The organism is Owenweeksia hongkongensis DSM 17368 (assembly GCF_000236705.1).
Lineage (GTDB): Bacteria > Bacteroidota > Bacteroidia > Flavobacteriales > Schleiferiaceae > Owenweeksia > Owenweeksia hongkongensis.
Map to the genome: position 1 here is coordinate 3,273,409 of NC_016599.1, position 16,229 is coordinate 3,289,637.

The 16,229-nt window shown below is 41.4% G+C and carries 19 protein-coding genes; 2 read left to right on the forward strand and 17 right to left on the reverse strand.

All coding sequences use genetic code 11. The annotated features are described in order from the left end of the window. Positions 1-3: 3 nt before the first annotated feature. The 11 genes from OWEHO_RS14360 to OWEHO_RS14410 form a co-directional block, all read right to left on the reverse strand. Positions 4-1,023 (reverse strand): radical SAM protein, encoded by a 1,020-nt coding sequence (locus OWEHO_RS14360; RefSeq protein WP_014203214.1) that lies wholly within the window; start codon positions 1,021-1,023, stop codon positions 4-6. Between the two features lie 80 nt (positions 1,024-1,103). Next, on the reverse strand, positions 1,104-2,093 hold the full coding sequence (locus tag OWEHO_RS14365) for a phosphotransferase (RefSeq protein ID WP_014203215.1): 990 nt from the start codon (positions 2,091-2,093) through the stop codon (positions 1,104-1,106). A 123-nt stretch (positions 2,094-2,216) separates the two neighbouring features. Further along, positions 2,217-3,137: a nucleoside hydrolase gene (locus OWEHO_RS14370; protein WP_014203216.1), complete on the reverse strand. Its 921-nt coding sequence runs from the start codon at positions 3,135-3,137 to the stop codon at positions 2,217-2,219. An 85-nt stretch (positions 3,138-3,222) separates the two neighbouring features. Beyond that, a complete protein-coding gene (locus OWEHO_RS14375) occupies positions 3,223-3,969 on the reverse strand; it encodes an ABC transporter ATP-binding protein (RefSeq protein WP_014203217.1) in 747 nt (248 codons plus the stop codon). Further along, positions 3,970-4,176 carry a hypothetical protein gene (locus OWEHO_RS14380; RefSeq protein ID WP_014203218.1) on the reverse strand — a complete coding sequence of 69 codons (207 nt, stop codon included), beginning with the start codon at positions 4,174-4,176 and terminating at the stop codon, positions 3,970-3,972. 3 nt (positions 4,177-4,179) lie between these two features. Beyond that, complete coding sequence (locus tag OWEHO_RS14385) at positions 4,180-4,950, reverse strand: ABC transporter permease (protein ID WP_014203219.1); 771 nt, start codon at positions 4,948-4,950, stop codon at positions 4,180-4,182. Beyond that, positions 4,947-5,231 (reverse strand): hypothetical protein, encoded by a 285-nt coding sequence (locus OWEHO_RS14390; protein ID WP_014203220.1) that lies wholly within the window; start codon positions 5,229-5,231, stop codon positions 4,947-4,949. Before OWEHO_RS14390 ends, OWEHO_RS14385 begins: the two co-directional genes overlap by 4 nt. After that, positions 5,231-6,094, reverse strand: coding sequence for an ABC transporter permease (locus tag OWEHO_RS14395; protein ID WP_014203221.1), 864 nt, complete (start codon positions 6,092-6,094; stop codon positions 5,231-5,233). The genes OWEHO_RS14390 and OWEHO_RS14395 overlap by 1 nt, the downstream gene beginning before the upstream one ends. Next, complete coding sequence (locus OWEHO_RS14400) at positions 6,084-7,298, reverse strand: ABC transporter substrate-binding protein (protein ID WP_014203222.1); 1,215 nt, start codon at positions 7,296-7,298, stop codon at positions 6,084-6,086. Before OWEHO_RS14400 ends, OWEHO_RS14395 begins: the two co-directional genes overlap by 11 nt. Before the next feature lie 77 nt (positions 7,299-7,375). Further along, positions 7,376-8,014, reverse strand: a complete 639-nt coding sequence (locus OWEHO_RS14405; RefSeq protein WP_169312800.1) for a TIGR04282 family arsenosugar biosynthesis glycosyltransferase — start codon at positions 8,012-8,014, stop codon at positions 7,376-7,378. A gap of 202 nt (positions 8,015-8,216) precedes the next feature. Then, a complete protein-coding gene (locus OWEHO_RS14410; protein WP_014203224.1) occupies positions 8,217-8,726 on the reverse strand; it encodes a rhodanese-like domain-containing protein in 510 nt (169 codons plus the stop codon). A gap of 86 nt (positions 8,727-8,812) precedes the next feature. Between OWEHO_RS14410 and OWEHO_RS14415 the strand changes: the two genes are divergently transcribed. Beyond that, positions 8,813-9,688, forward strand: coding sequence for a sterol desaturase family protein (locus OWEHO_RS14415; RefSeq protein WP_083828018.1), 876 nt, complete (start codon positions 8,813-8,815; stop codon positions 9,686-9,688). A gap of 23 nt (positions 9,689-9,711) precedes the next feature. Further along, positions 9,712-10,299, forward strand: coding sequence for a TIGR04282 family arsenosugar biosynthesis glycosyltransferase (locus tag OWEHO_RS14420; RefSeq protein ID WP_014203226.1), 588 nt, complete (start codon positions 9,712-9,714; stop codon positions 10,297-10,299). 168 nt (positions 10,300-10,467) lie between these two features. Here OWEHO_RS14420 and OWEHO_RS14425 read toward each other — a convergent pair whose 3' ends face one another. From OWEHO_RS14425 to OWEHO_RS14450, 6 genes are all read right to left on the reverse strand, one after another. Next, positions 10,468-11,172 carry a TIGR04283 family arsenosugar biosynthesis glycosyltransferase gene (locus OWEHO_RS14425; RefSeq protein ID WP_014203227.1) on the reverse strand — a complete coding sequence of 235 codons (705 nt, stop codon included), beginning with the start codon at positions 11,170-11,172 and terminating at the stop codon, positions 10,468-10,470. 8 nt (positions 11,173-11,180) lie between these two features. After that, complete coding sequence (locus OWEHO_RS14430; RefSeq protein ID WP_014203228.1) at positions 11,181-11,885, reverse strand: DUF547 domain-containing protein; 705 nt, start codon at positions 11,883-11,885, stop codon at positions 11,181-11,183. A 24-nt stretch (positions 11,886-11,909) separates the two neighbouring features. Continuing rightward, on the reverse strand, positions 11,910-13,352 hold the full coding sequence (locus OWEHO_RS14435; protein ID WP_014203229.1) for a dihydrolipoyl dehydrogenase family protein: 1,443 nt from the start codon (positions 13,350-13,352) through the stop codon (positions 11,910-11,912). 13 nt (positions 13,353-13,365) lie between these two features. Next, positions 13,366-14,268, reverse strand: coding sequence for an NDR1/HIN1-like protein (locus OWEHO_RS14440; protein ID WP_014203230.1), 903 nt, complete (start codon positions 14,266-14,268; stop codon positions 13,366-13,368). Positions 14,269-14,353: 85 nt separating this feature from the next. After that, a complete protein-coding gene (locus OWEHO_RS14445) occupies positions 14,354-15,103 on the reverse strand; it encodes a TIGR04283 family arsenosugar biosynthesis glycosyltransferase (protein WP_014203231.1) in 750 nt (249 codons plus the stop codon). Between the two features lie 275 nt (positions 15,104-15,378). Then, positions 15,379-16,188: a hypothetical protein gene (locus tag OWEHO_RS14450; RefSeq protein ID WP_143764617.1), complete on the reverse strand. Its 810-nt coding sequence runs from the start codon at positions 16,186-16,188 to the stop codon at positions 15,379-15,381. Positions 16,189-16,229: the final 41 nt, after the last annotated feature.

Below are 16,229 nucleotides of genomic sequence, written 5' to 3' on the forward strand. Positions count from 1 at the left end.
GTGTTAATTAGGATTAGTGTTAGAGTTTCTTATGCTGATTCGGCTTTGCATCTTTTCAGGTATAAATCCGGCCTCATCTATTTTTTGCCGTTTTCTTTCCTTGAGTTCTTTGATGTCATAGTGATTTTTAAAAAAATCATCACACCACAAACAGATGCTTTGAAGGTGATTGGAGCGCTGTTTAGCATAACCTTCTGAAATACCAATGCTTTCGCCCATTCCCCATGCATCACCTTTGTTTAGTTTTTGAATGACTTCTGATTTTGTGGCACGCTGCAACACCTCGGCAACTTTTTCCACACGGGCATCGCCCAGTGGCTCTACCGTACCTGGGCAGCAGGGGTTAATTTTCCAAAGCTGAATGGACATTTCCTGTACTTGCTCCTCCTCAGGCTCTAAAAATCCGATTGCTCCTGAGTGGATGGCACAGAAATTATGCGAGCCATCTTTTTTCCAGATGTTGTTATCCATGGCACGGCCACGAGCCCAGTTTCCACCCAGCCACATGTCTTCAGTGGCGCCAAAAAAACCAAATGTGGGATCGTTCCGATTGGTTTTGGCTAACTCTGCTTTGGTTACTGCTGGTTGACCTTCCGTAAACCGGGTGCCGTGGCTTTCAAAAAGTTCAGCTAGAATTTCTTTTCGTTCTCCCTGTTTTTTGTGATAACGGTCAATGCTGGCAATAGAAAAACGATCCACACCTTTATCCAGTAGTTGCTTCAGAATTTTAGGGGTTAAGAGATCACCGTTGAATTGGATGGTTATAAACAGTCGGTTTTCATACTTTTCCTTGAGTTTGTCAAGTATCGAAAAAAGGACTTTTCGTTCCGCCAGCGGTTCACCTCCACTTAGAATTAATCTTTCCAACTGATCAGGTAGGTTATCTACCACCGCGAGACATTCCTCTTCAGACATACGTTCGCCATGTGGCCCGCTGCTGTTGTAGCAGTGATCACAATGATCATTGCAGAGCTGTGTGAAAGCCCAGTAAATCTGTTGGTATTTATTAAAGTTTTGTGTCATAAAATCCGCTTTTATCGCAGACCAGGTGGTTTCCTGGATAACGATAGATTAATCCTCGCAAGTCGGTTCAGTGGTTCTTATCAGTTTCCTGTTAAAATGTTTCTCGATTCTTCCAGTAGACTTTTTCTCTTCTCCAGCCCAATCTCCAGCGGAAGCTGAGCCAGCCCCAAAATCCTTCTTAGGATTTCAGTGGCCGTAAATTTCTTCCGCAGTTCTTCATCTAGTTTCGCTTTCGCGGAATAGTGATCCAATGCCTTTGTTATAAGTTCTTCAGATTGGTCTGCCATTTTGAGGTGTGCTATAGTTACTCCGATTTCAAATTCGGCAGGGCCAAAAAAGCAGAACTCGGGGTCGATGATGCGCACGCCATCTTTGGTTTTGAGCCAACTTCCTAAAAAGTAATCACCATGCAAAAGCTTGTCTCCATCTGCCAGATAGAGCTTTCCCATTTTTTCTAACTCTGCCTTTAGCTCATCATCGGCTTTGTACATCTTTCCAATTTCAGCAAGTCCGGGTAGGATGTCATCCAGGTTCAATCCGTTGTCATCCAAATAAGGATATACAAACATGTGCTCATGATTCAACTCTCGCATTTTAAGATTGTGAATCACTTTGGAAGCTGTCTTTGCAGAGAAGCCATTGTGCAGATCAGCAGCAAAATCCATTATTTCAATTAGCTCATCTTCAGGAATGGTTTGGCCTTTTTTATACACATGTGTGTAATCCGAACCCGCGCCTAAGTCGTCCATCACCATCACATTATTTTCTTTGTCCAGACCAAGAATGTTTGGCATCATGGCTTTGAGTCCAGGTTTCTCACTAGTGAGCTCGTAAAACTCTGCCTCGCGCAAAGCCCGTTCGGCTGGAGCCGCCACTTGCGGATACTTCTCCACAAAATCGCGGCTTTGCTTCACAATAAAAGTGCGTTCACCGGTATCTAACCTCAAGGTGAAATTCATGTTTCCCTCGCCTGGTACTTCGGTAGATTTTATGGTTTCGTTTTCCTCTAGCCAACCTTGGGATTTTAGGTAGGTTTCGAGGTAGTTTTTATCTCTAGTTAGTTTTGTCATAATTCTATTTATCACGCAAAGGCGGAAAGTATTCTTTAGTGTTTTCACGCAAAGTCGCTAAGGCGGAAAGTCTTGGAGAGCGCAAAAAAAACTTGGCGTTCTTTGCGACTTTGCGTGCCACCTTTAACTTTTTAGCATTAAACTTCTCATCAACTTTTCATGATATCCTTCCACCACATCATAGCAGTATTTTACGGGGTAGCCAGATGATTTATCACAAAGCAAATAGTGCTTAAAATGGTCAGGGTCGTCCACCGTATCATTTGGGTGAATTTCCATGCGGGCATTCAGTTCTTCGCTTATAATATCCTCTGGCGAAATGATGTAATGACTGGCCAACACATCAAAGGGGTTAAAACCTTCCGCACCTTGGTCGAGCCACTGCTGTAGCCAGTGTTGCGATTCTTTGGCAATCCATTGGTTTCCGGCATCATCACTTTTGGCCAGCATATCTAGGTCTTTTTGTGTAAGCCAAACCTTGTTGCTTATTTCAAATGGAGCCAGCGTAACCGCCACGCCATGTTGAAACATCACCTCAAAAGAAGCTACGTCTTTATCGAAATTGGCATCGCCAGCATTGCGGCCTTTGTTGCCAATGGCAAAGTTGGATTGCGCAGTTCTGCGGCCAGCCACCAAAACCACTTCTTCAATCTGGTCTTTCAGTTCTGGATATTTAAGTAGTAGCAAACCCACGTTGGTGGCGGGTCCAATGGCCATTATGATTAGCTTTTGGTTTTTGAGGGCTTCTGCCAAAGCGTCCACGGCTGGGTTACTTTGTACGTTGGCGAGGTCAATCTTTTCGGCACCTCCTCGATAAGTAGGAATTTTTCCCTTGGCAAATTCGGTATTCATCATTTCGCAAAGCGGGTGGGCGTTTTTGAGAGGCGTGTTTCCAAATACGCTGCTCATCCCAACGATGTCTATATTTTCAGCTTTCATTAACTGAAGAATAGCGTAGCCGTCATCTACATCGCAGTAGCCCGGGCGGTTTTCGCGTTCCATTCCTACCGAAAGGTCAGTGTCTATCCAAACTTGTTTATTCATGTTAGTTCTTTTAATTTTTTCTTTTCACGCAAAGTCGCCAAGGCGCAAAACTCTTAGCTACTTTGCGTCTTTGCGTTCCATTTCTTTATCCTGAAACCTTCTTCAATGGGCTGGCAATAAGCCCTTCCCAGAATCCAATTTCTTGTTGTACCCCAGTGTCTGGGTCATTTATAAATTCATTTTTGTCTTTGTATACTTTCAGGCATCCGCTGCGCATAAAGGCAATTTTATCCCCCATCAAAATGGCCTCTTTCAAATCATGGGTAATAAAAAGTGAGGTGATGCTAAACTGCGAAGCGAGCTTTTTGAAAAGTACTTGCATCCTTTGGCGTGTTCCGGCATCCAGACTACCAAAGGGTTCATCGAGTAAAAGCAAAGAAGGGTTGGTGATAATGGCTCTCCCAAAAGACACGCGCTGACGTTGCCCCCCCGAAAGTTGATGAGGCATTTTATTAGCCTGACCATTAAGCTCTAGGCTGTCAATCATTTCTTCCACCTTGGTTTTAATCTCGTCTTTTGGTAGCTTTTTTAGGCGTAAGCCAAATGCGATATTTTCAAAAACATTTAAATGCGGAAACAATAAATCCTCTTGATAGAGATATACCACGCTTCTCTTTTCAGGAGATTTTTCATCAATATTTTCTCCGTTCAGAGTGATGTTCCCTGCGTCAGGTTTTTCAAGGCCTGCGATTATCTTGAGCATTGTGGTTTTGCCGCAACCTGATTTTCCGAGGATGCTCAGGGTTTTATGAGCGTCCAGCGAGAAGTTCAAGTCTTTTACCACTTGCTCTGCATGAAAGCTTTTGAGGATATTTTGTACTTCTAAAAACATTTAGATTTGTTTGAGTTGTATGTCTTTTACCAGTCCACTTCCGCCCATCGGGCACCTCCACTTCGACAAGTTTAGTGCGGGCTGCCAGCGGAGGATAGAGCCAGTGATAAAGCTCTGTAGGTCGAGATTTAATTCTACGCGTAGCTCTGCGCTCTCTGCGCCTCTGCGTTGAAGCAATTTTGTGATATGTGTTTCTGCGCTATCCATTATCTACACGATTTTGTTGAACACATATTTCTTATTGAGATAAAGCAATACTACCGGAGGGAAAATCAATAGGCAGCAGCTTAGTGCCCCGTAGTAAAAATTGGCTTCCTTTATAAATAGAAATACTTTGATGGTAAGCGTTTGCACCTTTCCAACCCCTATTATGGAAGTGAGTCCGTATTCGAACCATGAGATTAAAAAGGTTTGAAAAAAGCAGATTAACAACATGCCTTTTGCAATGGGGAATAGCACTTTGAAAAAGGTCTGTACTCGGTTTCCACCAAGGGTAGCCACCAGATTTTCGAGGCTCTTGGTGCGCTCATTCCAAAAGCTGCTGAAAAAAATCAGGGCGTAGGGAAAAGCAATCATAAACTGAGCAACGATTACTCCAGTTGGTTTCCCAAATAAGCCAAGCTTTAAAAAGAAAAAACTAAGACAGGCGCCAAATACCACAGGGGCCATTATGTATGGAAAATAGGTGAGGAGTGTTAAAGTATTTTTTCTTGGATGATAGGATACCGTTCGGCTGATGAAAAATCCAGATAAAGTAGAAACTGTAGCTACCGAAAGTGAAATGACCACCGAGATTATAAAACTTCCAAGTAGTCCCGTTTCCGAACCAAAAATGCGACTCCAGTTTTTCAGTCCAAAATAGGCAGGCAGCACTTCAGGGAAACGCCAATTGGAAGCCATGGAAAGTAGCACCAGATACACAAAAGGGAAGAGTATCAGGATTACGAGAAGGGATAATATTGCGGGTTTCCAGAGTTTCATAGTTGGGCAATATTTTTATTTCTGTTCGTTTTTGGCTTGACCCAAAAAGAACCAAAAAGGTCAAGGCTTCGCCCTTTGGAGGGGCTTCTCTTTATCAAGCCTAAGTGCGATCGGGTGATCTCCTCAATTCTTCGGAGCTTCCCGGTCTTACTAAGGCTTGATTTCGAATCATCCCCTCCAAAGGCCAAGGCTGATCCTTCCATCAGGTTCAGGGCTTCGGTAGCACCTTCTGTTTCTATAAACTCTTGGCGTGCTTTGCGCCTTTGCGTGATATTATGCATCAGTTATCTACTATGGCTTCAGTGGTTTTACTTTTTTTGGAAAAGAGCAGAATAGCGGCCAGCGACACAATGATTGTGTAAATCACAGCTACCACATAGCCTTCAGATATTTTGGTGAGGTCATATTGCTTGATTTCTCGAATAACAAGTACCGAAAGCATTTGTGGAGACTCTTGCCCGAGTATCAGGGGAACTTCATACGCTCCGAGTAGAAATATGAAGTACAATACAACCAGCGTCCAGGTTTTTCGAAGCATTACAGGTAGGCTTACCCTCCAGGTAATTTGCCTAGGAGAGGCGCCCAAAGAGTACGCCAGGCGCGATAGGTCGGCCACTCTTTCATTTTTGTACACATTCAAAAACAGTAGCACAAAAAAGGGCATAACCCCTGTGATAAATGTGAGGATGATACCAATGGCATACTGGTCGTTTACCAAATCGGGGAACTGTCGAGCTTCAACCAACCAGCCCAGTTTGTAGCTAAGCCGGGAGAAAAAACCTGCTTTGCTAAAAAGCTGAAACGTGAAGAAAGCTGCCACCACACCAGGAATAGCTAAGGGCAGGTAAATAACAAATGATAAGAGTTTTCTATTCAACTCCTTGGTGAACTTTAGGGCTAACCATAATGCCAGCCCCACGGAAATGGTAACGGAAACCGCAGCTATGGCAGCACTGTATCCAAATGATTTAAAAAATTCTCCCGAAGTAATGGCAGATTCCCAAAAGCGGGTGGTGAAACCATCATTCACAACACCTACCACGCCAAAGCTGTAGAGCACCGAATATATAAATGCCGCGGCAAATGGCACTACACCAATCAGTACGAAAAAGAGCAGGCCAATATTTGAGTATTTATTTTTCAATTACTTCAGTTCTAAAGTCATCATACAGGCGAATCATATACTCCGGAGCAGGTTCTTTAATTGCTTTTTTGGCCAGCTTTTCAAGGTTTGGAGAGTATTGAGGTTTAGGAGCATTTTCAAATTTCGCTCTCCATTCTTCGGGCAAGAGATTAAGGTCGAGCACGGTGCGGGCTTCACGACCATTTCGGGTTTGCTTGTAATATTGAGCCTCAGGCGACAGCAAGAAATTAATTACCGTCATAGCCCCAGCCTTATTGCTGCTGTTGTAAGGAATTCCGAGGTAGTTAGAATTGAGAATGGTGCCATTGTCCCAGGCGTAGGCACGGGTTGTTTTTGGAAAAAGCCCATCACGTATTTTATCTTCTATTCCGCCTTCGCTAAATCCATAAACCAAGTGTAACTCGCCCGTGGCAAACATCTGGTCTACTTTGGTGTGTTCTTTGGGAAAAGTGCTACCTCCTTTCCAGAAATATTTTTTGTTTCTATTGATGTAATCCCACAATTGCTCAGAAAGCCTATTGTATTTTTCTTCATCAAACTCACCATCCAGACTGGTAGGCGAGCCTCCTATTTCTGCCAAAAAGCTTTTCAATAAGGTCATTCCGGAAAAGTCGTTGGATATAGTAAAAGTCCCAGGGTTTTCTTTTAGGTAGGCTTCAAGCTGATTTAGATTTCTTGGCGGATTGGACACTTGAGCAGAGTCGTAGACTAGTGCATATTGCCCCATGCCCCAAGGCGCTTCCATGTAATTTACTGGTTGTTGGAAATCAATGCTGATAAAGGGGTTGTCAAAATTTATGTATTTAGAACTGGGAAGTTTTTTTACAAAAGGCCCCCATAAGCCATCAATTTTTCTGAGCTGAAAGAAGGTTTCACCATTAATCCAAACAATGTCCACCTGGCCTTTTTCTACCCCAGCTTGTTTTTCACCCATTACCAGTTGTACTACTTCAGGACCTTGGCCACCAGTAATTTCCAAGTCAATATTATGGAGCTCTTTTACCCTTGGAATTACATAATTGTTGATGTAATCATTTAATGAAGGATTGCCTTGCCACATCATAAAATTCACGGTGGTACCGCTAGCCTTTTGGGTAATGGTGTCCCAAGGTGCTTCAGAAAGGTTGATGTCAGATTCTGGAGGTGTAGAATTGCAAGATACCAAGCCTACGAGCAATGCAAATGCGTAGAATATTCTATTCACAATAAAAGTTTTCAGGCATTGGTTATAAACCAAATTTCCCTGTGTTAATAAGGATTACAAAAGGGGAGATAAGTTTTCTAAGAAAAACTTGGTGGGGCTCGAAGTCCCTTTTGAAGCAAAGAGGGAGAGCTGGTGTGCGGTATGCGATAAAACAGGGTGAAAATCGTTTGACCAAGCAGTTTTAGCAGAAGAATCTTCAAGGATTGAAGTTTGCTATGATCAGTGGACGATTCCCAAATTACAGATTCATGATCTACGTCTACCAAAGTGTGAAGTAGTGCTGTAGAACAGTCAAATGCTTTGAAGTAATTGGCAAGACTCTTATGCACTGCTGAGGTTTGCCAAGGAATGTTTTGAAAAGTTTCTTTGCAAAAAGCACTTTTGTTTAAACCAATCAAATAATCACCGCCATCAGCCGTGGGGCCTAAAACAGATTTTTGTTGGTCCAGAATATTTGCCGCTTGCAATAAGTCATCTGAGGTAAGCTCCGGTGTATCGTTACCAATGGAGATTACATTATCATAACCCTGACTAAAAACGTATTCAAAGGCATTGGCAAATCGCTCACCAAAATTGTACCCACGCTGCTTGTTCTCATCAATCCAGAAAATAGGGAGTTGTGAATCCTTTGCCGTATGGAGGCTATGGTCTAAAAGGGATTGAAAGATGGTTCTGTTGAACCTCTTGCGCTGAGACGAAAAAAGATTTTTCTCCAAGCTTTCAGCTTTCGCTGATCGAGAGAAAATAAGAACGGCAGTATTTGAAAATTGGTTGCTCAAGCTAAAGTGATCCCTTGTGAGTTCGTTAATTTAAACAATTCTACTGGGGATTTACGAGAACGGTTTTTAATCGGATTGATTTAATCTGAATTTTTTTGAAAATAATAAAAGGGCATATGATGTAGAAGATGAAAAAACATCAATCGTAACTCTTTTCGCCTTCACTCAACCAAAGCCCCCACACAAAATTATAAGGGTGGATTTTTTTGGTTTGGCCCTCATCATTATACACAGGATGATTCTGATTTATCCATTCAAATATACCTCCGTACAAGTTTGAAACATTATTGTAACCAGCCTCAAGAAGTTTAGTAGTTACCTTTTGGCTTCGGGCGCCCACAGAGCAATACACTACTAATTTCTTGTTCTTAAGATTTTCGGGTACTCTATCCAACGTAAAATCTTCATAACCCACCCAAATGGCATTTTTCATGTGGCTAACCTCATACTCTTCTTTTGACCGGGAGTCTAAAGTGACCACATCATCCATTTTGGCAAGTTGCTCTACAGAAACTGCAGGAACGGTATCACTTAGAAGCCCGTCCAACATGATTCCATAGGCTTTGCTTTCTACTTTTTTTTGCGCCATAGCGGGTAAATGTAGAAGAAAAAGAATTCCAAGGATGTAAAACTGAACTGGAATACTCATGATAGTTTTAAAAACTAAACTGCGATAATTGTATTTACGTAAGTGCAGTGGTCAAATGTTTAGTTTTGTCAATATAATTCAATTGTGTGAAACAATTTTCTGAGTTTATCGAAATCCCATTTATGGATAATGTAGCCTTTCCCATTCTGCTGGGGCTATTTATCCTGCTGGTCATTCTGGAGTTTGTAATTGTACTCCGTCCATGGAAAACGAGCCGATGGTTTAGGTGGATAAACAATAGCCTGGTAGCTGTGACAGGGTTGCCTACGGCCCGGCTACTTTTGCTGCCAGCTACTCTATTTATGGCAACACTATGCCAAGCGGAAGGTTTTGGGCTTCTCAATTGGTTTGAATTTCCAGTATGGGTAGCGTGGCCTGTTGGTTTATTAGCATTGGATTATGCCATGTATCATTGGCATCGTATCAATCACCTGGTTCCATTTTTATGGCGTTTTCACAATGTACACCATGCAGACATGGAAATGGATATTTCTACGGCTATTCGCTTCCACTTTGGTGAGCAATTGTTTTCCATACCTTATAGGTTGATTGTTATTTCACTATTTGGCGTAAGCCCAATGATGGTATTGGTATACGAGCTTGTATTTGAAGCAGCCACTCTTTTTCATCACAGCAATATTAGATTGCCTAAAAAGATGGAGGGCCTAATGGTAAAACTAATCGTAACACCGAGGATGCACGGTATACATCACTCAGTAGTAAAAAATGAAACCGACAGCAATTATTCTACAGTGCTGAATGTTTGGGATAGAATACATAGCACGAGGAGATTAAATATACCACAGGAAAAAATCACCATTGGTGTGCCAGCTTATAGGTCTAAAGCGGACAATAAATTTTGGAGACTTCTGATATTACCATTTACAAAACAGCGCGGATGGGTATATGAAGACCAGTCTGTGCCAGAGCGTGATGCTACTGATAAGACACAAGTATTCTGAAAAATGGCAGACCCTGATTTTACATGAAACAAGCCCTTATCACTTTTATTCGTAACCCTGAACTGGGCAAAGGCAAAACGCGTTTGGCTAAAGATTCTTCAAAGGAATACGCCTTGGAGATTTATATAAAACTGCTTGAGCACACAAGAAAGGTGTGCACACAAACTGATGCTGAGCGCTACGTCTTTTATGCCGATTACATTAATGCTGAGGATGAATGGAGTACCGATGATTTTCAAAAGAGATTGCAGCTGGATGGAGGTCTTGGTGAAAAAATGAAAGATGCTTTCTCCACTGTGTTCAGCGAAGGCTGTGATAAGGCCATTATAATTGGTAGTGATTGCCCGGATATAAGTTCAGAGTTAATTGAAAATGCATTCAAGGAATTAAACTCGAATGATTTTGTAATAGGACCTTCCAACGATGGTGGTTATTACCTTTTAGGGATGAACACGCTTTTTAGTCCAATTTTTGAAAATAAAACCTGGAGTGCCGAAACTGTACTGGAAGAAACTGTAAAGGATATTTCAAATGCTGGCTTTAGCATAAAACTATTGAAGCCGCTTACCGATGTTGACCATCTTGAAGATGTGCCTCAAAAGTGGCGCTAAACCCAAATTATGTAGTAGAAAATCTATTGCGTTTTGAATCTACTGCAAAATCAAGCGCTTCGCTGTGTTTTCGGATTTTACCATAGCTGTGCTATGCTGAAACCCGTAAAACACCTGATTTTATTGTAGTTTCAATTCTCATCACGAAGTTCTACTGCATAATCTGGGTTAAAAAGCATTCTTTCTATAGCTGAGCATTTTGCGATAGGTCTCCAGCAATTCTTCTTGGGTAGCGCCTTTTCTATACATGCTTACCACTTTTATATTGGCACGCATCACCCTTAGCCAGCTATTGGCGTAGTATTTTCTGGCTGATACCAAAGTGGATTTAGGGATCAACCTGAAATTGCCCTTTGTTCTGATTTTCTTCAAAAAATCATAATCTTCCATGATGAGCATATCCTCCCTGAATTTGCCAACGGAATAAAACAATTCTTTGGAGCAAAATATACTCTGGTCACCACCACGGCAGTAAATCCAGTTGATATGAGTCAAAAAATTATTGATGATAAGTATAAGCCTGTTGCTGTCAAACTTAAAGCGAAAGCCGCCACAATTGTAGTTTTCATTCAGAGCTTCCTTTATATCATCATAAAAAGATAGAGGAGGTCTGCTGTCAGCGTGTACAAAGTAAAATACATCACCAGAAGCCTTGCTCACTCCGTAGTTCATTTGCCCAGCTCGTCCCTTTACGGGAGATAAATAAGTATCTACGCCAAGTGACCGGGCTTTTTCTAATGTGCAATCATCACTTCCACCATCGCTTACAATGATTTCACCGAGCTTATCTTTAAGACCTTCCTGCAGATGCTGGATGGTCTCCTCAATATTATCAACTTCGTTATATGTAGGTATAACTATACTTAAATGCATAGGCGCAATTACTGCTCATTAAGACCCCAATTATACTCTAAATATTCGATGTCAGCATCGCGGTTTATCTTAATTGGTGCAAATTGATTAAGATAGTCAATGAGGCTGCCATCTTGCGTAAAGTCTGCTTTGTACCAGGTAAAGTACTTGGAAAGCTTTAATTTATCAGCTTCAATGATATTCTTGTTCTGGTTGGCCAAAAAGAATCTCCCTTGCTCATTTAGTTGTTTATCAAGCTTATCTGCTTCATAAGCCTCACTTCTAAGCTTGGGACAACTTATGGAAGCACAGACAAGTGCAAAGTGAATTCTGGGGTCATTAAATTTACTTCTTAATATGTTGTGCTCAATCTTGTCGAGGTTATAAGTTTTGTTGGCAATTTGTATAAACTTCTTTTGCCAAGGCGTATTTACCCGTGGAATCTGAATGTATGGGCCGATGTCCTTAATGCTTTTCAAAGGGTAGTGGTCTATTATCAGCTTAATCGTAAAAGCATTGTAGACATTTATCCAGTAAGCTATCTGTTCATTTTTACTCCAACTTCCGTCAGGCGAGGTAGAGATTAATGAGTCGAGGTATTCTTCAAAAACGTCTTTTTCGCTGATAAAGCCTTTATAGTCCACAAAGCCTGCATCGTTCACATACTTTTTAAGCAGGCTCGAAAACACTTCATTTGAGGGTGGTGAAGAAATAATATCAGCTTTAGGGTTCATGGTGAATAGCGGTGTAGTTTAGGGTTAATGATAAAGAAATTTCATAAGCTTCTTAATTGTAGGGCTTATGCCGGATGAAAATTTCTCAACAAGAGCCATCTTATGCACTCTGGTTTGTACTGGATAGGGATAAGTTTTATTAAAAATTGCACCTGCGCCCAGTCCTTGTTGGTTAGCCATGATTAACTCTTGAGCCATTTCTCCGGCACTAGGGGCAACTACGGTTCCTCCTAAAATTTTTCCATTTCTAGGATTGAGCCAGTTCTTTTTTAGAAAGAGTATTAGTTTTCCGTAGCGGTAGTCCGAAGTTATTGCTCTGTCATCTGATTCAAAGCTGTGGTCAATTCTTTCGTAAGAAATGCCACGGTCTTTTATTTCATCCTCACTTAAGCCGAAGGTGCAAACCTCAGGGTCGGTAAAGGTACACCAGCTAAAATGGTCAAGATTAAACTTCTGTTTAAAGGGTGAGGGAGTGAAAAAGTTGGTAAGTAGAACGGTGGTGTGCAATTCAGCTCCATGGCTAAATAATACATTACCGGCAGCATCTCCGGCAAAAACAATATTCTTATTGTCCTTTGCCCTTAGCTTGTCGTCAATCTCTACTTTTTTGTCTTTGAGTTTTATTCCTGCTTTCTCAATGTCCAGCCCTTCGTGGCTCACGGTGCGGCCAATTCCTACCAGCACCGCATCACATTGAATGGTCTTTTCGTTTCCGGATTTGTCCCTTAGCAAGGCCATATTGGCTTCAGGAAAATTTATCAGCTGGTGCTCCAGGAAAAAATCTATACCGTCTTTTTCAAGCCGCTCTTGCACTATAGTAGAAACTTCGGGAAGCTCCTTGCTCATTATGCGGTTATGCTTTTCCAGCACACGAACTTTAGAACCAAGTCTGGCAAAAGATTGTCCCATTTCCATACCTATGGGGCCACCACCAATTATCAGCATGTTTTCGGGTAGCTCTTTCATGTGAAAGAGATTCTCATTGGTGTAAATGTTCACCTTTTCCATCCCGTCCACATTTATCATCCTTGGGCGCGAACCAGTGGCTACCAAAATCTTTTTGGCGCTAAACTTTTTACCGTTTACTTCAATTTCTTTTCGTCCGGAAAATTTGGCGTAACCAATCTCTATATCCAGGCCCTCCTTTTCTCGGAGATATTCTAACGACTCGTGGTCACGAATCATATCCTGACGGCCGTGAACATACTCCCAAACTTTTTGAAGGTCAGCTTTACCAGAAGCATCTCCCAAACCATAACTGGCAGCTTCGCGGCCTTTGGCAAAAAGTTCAGCAACGTGAATCAGTGCTTTGCTGGGAACACATCCGCTGTTTAAGCATTCGCCACCAATGTTGTTTCCATCCTTTTCTACCATTAGTACATCAAAGCCAAAAGTTTTCATCCCCAAGGCTACGCCTAGGCCACCACTTCCGCTTCCGATTACAATAATGTCATATTTGCTTTTCATGTGGTTGGTTGATTTATTCTTTTGTTAGGTCTATTATGGTTCCAAGGGTACCTTTCGAATAAAGTTCCATGGGGCTATCGCTTATCGTATTGCTCTCATTAGTAATGGTGAGCTTTGAGTAAAACTCATACTCTAGGTCTCTACCTTTAAAAATGAAATTCAAGGCGGCACCTCCTAATTCGCTCAGGTCAATATTTACAGGTAGTACCAAATCCACACTGTCTTCTTTTGGGATATTTACGTCTCCCATTATAGCACCATCAAAAACCATCTTATCGTTCCCAAGGTTGATTTCATATGATAGGTCTTTAAAATCGTATGGGAATACATTAAAGTTTACAATAGTCAGGATGAAGTCGAGGGTGACGTCTCCATTTTCAAGTTTTCGGTATTCCCAGTCTTTGAGTTTTGTTGCGGGTACCTTGTAAAGTGGGGCCTCAAAACTTTGATTATAATTGAATTTGCGCTCTTTCAGTAAGGGAACATCGGCATAAAAGTCTCCTTTCACGGAGTAGGTGGTGTTTTCAATACCAGCATTTTTTAGGCTGTCAAGCACCCAGGTGAGTGAATCATTGTACATGGTGATAGGAACCATTATAAAACTACTATCACCACCTTTGAGTTCGATTTTTTCGGGATAAGTGCTGCTAAACACCATTTGGTCAGCTATGTAAAAATCATAGGTAAAACTATCTACGGTGAATCCAAAAAGGGTAGGGTTATCAATGAGCATTTTCATGTCCATGGTTATCACTTCCGGTTCAATTCTCTTAAACACGAAGGCGCTGTATTCCAGTCGAGGTATTAAAAAAGTGCCGTACTCTTCGTTTTGTGATTTTTGGTAGCGGTTCCAGCCATAAAAACCGAGGGCCAGTATGAGTAGAATGATGACAATCCAGATCGTTTTCTTTTTCATTGTAATTTGTTTGATGTACCGGTTGATAACTGATAATACGTACGAGAGCAGTTATAAAAAGGATTGTCAGTACATGCTTGAGTTTTTAAGGTTTGGCAAGCGCTTCTTTGGGTGTGGCATCTTCTTCTTGAATCTTTGTGTCCAAAATTCTCTTTTTATAGATTTTCACCAGTTCTGCTTGAGACTTCCCTAGATAGTAATTCCACCAAATGATGAAAAAATTTAGTTGGAGAGAAATGACTCCGTTTTCCAGGTATTTCCTGGCTGAGGTAGTCATGGATTTCTTCAAAACTTTGAATCGGGCGCCAAATTTTTTTAACCGGATTACCATTTCCTGGTCTTCCAGCAAAATATAGTCATTACGGTAGCCGCCCGTTTGGTCAAATAGTTCTCGGGTTACAAATAATCCTTGGTCACCAAAACGAACAGCATTTACATTAAAACGGGTAAACCAAGCATTCACCTTCAGAAACCAATGATTGCTATCAAACTTTAATCTGAAGCATCCCGCATTGTGTCCGGATTTCACTGCTTCTAAAACATCATAAAGAAATCTTTCTGGAGGCTGACTATCGGCATGCAAAAAAAAGAGAATGTTGCCAGTTGCCTTTTCTGCACCAGCATTGAGTTGAGCTCCTCTTCCTTTTTGGGAGCTTCTTACCAAAGTAGCAGTGGTAGTTAAAACGGATTCAGCAGTTTCGTCAATGCTTCCTCCATCGGCTACTATGATCTCACAGTCCAAGCCTACGGAATGTCGCTTTATCTCTGAAATGAGATTTGCAATGTGATCTCCTTCGTTGTAGGTCGGTATGATTACCGAAATCTTATTGTCCATGTTTTATTGAAGTCATTGCGGAGTAGATAGTTGTTGTAAATTGGTTGTAAATATACATTCTATGATGTTGCTTAGTTGTCGCTGTAATGACAAGGGCGTGCAATAATTTCAATGACTTTTAGTAAACAGCCCATGGTGATACAAGCTTTATAACTGAACTAATCGCTGGAGTGTAAGTAGGTATCTTGAGTTGACTAGGGGTATTAACGCCATTTCAGTATAAGAAGATTGAAAAGAGTGTTTAGGAAAAGGGGGTATAAAACACTGGTGTTATTTCAAAACATTTTGCTGAAACCTACCGATGGAATGAAAATATTCAACCTATCCACTACTACATCATTCACATTGATTTTGGTATTCATGTATGTGGTCTTGAGTAGAAAATCCATTCCATTAGAAAACCTGAAGCCCGCACCAGCTGTCAAATAAACCCCGGTGCCTATGGTGGTGGTGGGTGAAGCTTGTTGGTTTAAAACATTGGTGTAAAGCGGGAGTGAATAGGTCCGCCCTGCGATTTGCATTTTATTTTCCTTCACCTTCACAAAGTTTAGGTCAAAGCCTGCTTCGGTTAGAATGAAGAGATTATTTTCAAATACAAACTCTTTTCCCAGACCCAGGTCGATGTGAGAACGAGATTCCTTGCCACTGATTTTAGCTTCCTCTAAATAAGGATCAAGCGTGTTTGGGTTTCCCTGATTAGTGCGATCTACGCGCAGGGTGAAAATGCCAGCTGCTTCCAAATTTGCTGAATGAAATCGTAGCGAAATATTCCAATTATTTCCGAAAAGATAGCTGGCCTGTAATTCAAAGGATACAGCATTGTTGTAGCGCATGTCTTGCGCATATTCAGCTAGTTCAAAATTGTATCCATCTAGCGATTCCTTGATTAGATTTTCAACTTCAGGAAGGTTTATAAAATTCAGCAGGCGATTATTGTCACGCCCATTGTAATATTTTGCAGTAGCATCCCCCGAGATATAATAGCCAGCAAAAATTCCCAATTTAAAATTGGAAGAGTCACTCACCTCCTGAGCAATAAGTAGAACGGGTGAAAAAATCAAAAAAAGATAAATGAACTGTTTCATAATGTGGTTTATGTGAAAGCCCTCGAAACTACGAAACAATA

Coding starts and splice junctions, on each gene's coding strand:
- OWEHO_RS14360 (WP_014203214.1), bottom strand. CDS start 1,023: ATGACACAAAACTTTAATAAATACCAACAGATTTACTGGGCTTTCACA.
- OWEHO_RS14365 (WP_014203215.1), bottom strand. CDS start 2,093: ATGACAAAACTAACTAGAGATAAAAACTACCTCGAAACCTACCTAAAA.
- OWEHO_RS14370 (WP_014203216.1), bottom strand. CDS start 3,137: ATGAATAAACAAGTTTGGATAGACACTGACCTTTCGGTAGGAATGGAA.
- OWEHO_RS14375 (WP_014203217.1), bottom strand. CDS start 3,969: ATGTTTTTAGAAGTACAAAATATCCTCAAAAGCTTTCATGCAGAGCAA.
- OWEHO_RS14380 (WP_014203218.1), bottom strand. CDS start 4,176: ATGGATAGCGCAGAAACACATATCACAAAATTGCTTCAACGCAGAGGC.
- OWEHO_RS14385 (WP_014203219.1), bottom strand. CDS start 4,950: ATGAAACTCTGGAAACCCGCAATATTATCCCTTCTCGTAATCCTGATA.
- OWEHO_RS14390 (WP_014203220.1), bottom strand. CDS start 5,231: ATGCATAATATCACGCAAAGGCGCAAAGCACGCCAAGAGTTTATAGAA.
- OWEHO_RS14410 (WP_014203224.1), bottom strand. CDS start 8,726: ATGAGTATTCCAGTTCAGTTTTACATCCTTGGAATTCTTTTTCTTCTA.
- OWEHO_RS14420 (WP_014203226.1), top strand. CDS start 9,712: ATGAAACAAGCCCTTATCACTTTTATTCGTAACCCTGAACTGGGCAAA.
- OWEHO_RS14425 (WP_014203227.1), bottom strand. CDS start 11,172: ATGCATTTAAGTATAGTTATACCTACATATAACGAAGTTGATAATATT.
- OWEHO_RS14430 (WP_014203228.1), bottom strand. CDS start 11,885: ATGAACCCTAAAGCTGATATTATTTCTTCACCACCCTCAAATGAAGTG.
- OWEHO_RS14435 (WP_014203229.1), bottom strand. CDS start 13,352: ATGAAAAGCAAATATGACATTATTGTAATCGGAAGCGGAAGTGGTGGC.
- OWEHO_RS14440 (WP_014203230.1), bottom strand. CDS start 14,268: ATGAAAAAGAAAACGATCTGGATTGTCATCATTCTACTCATACTGGCC.
- OWEHO_RS14445 (WP_014203231.1), bottom strand. CDS start 15,103: ATGGACAATAAGATTTCGGTAATCATACCGACCTACAACGAAGGAGAT.
- OWEHO_RS14450 (WP_143764617.1), bottom strand. CDS start 16,188: ATGAAACAGTTCATTTATCTTTTTTTGATTTTTTCACCCGTTCTACTT.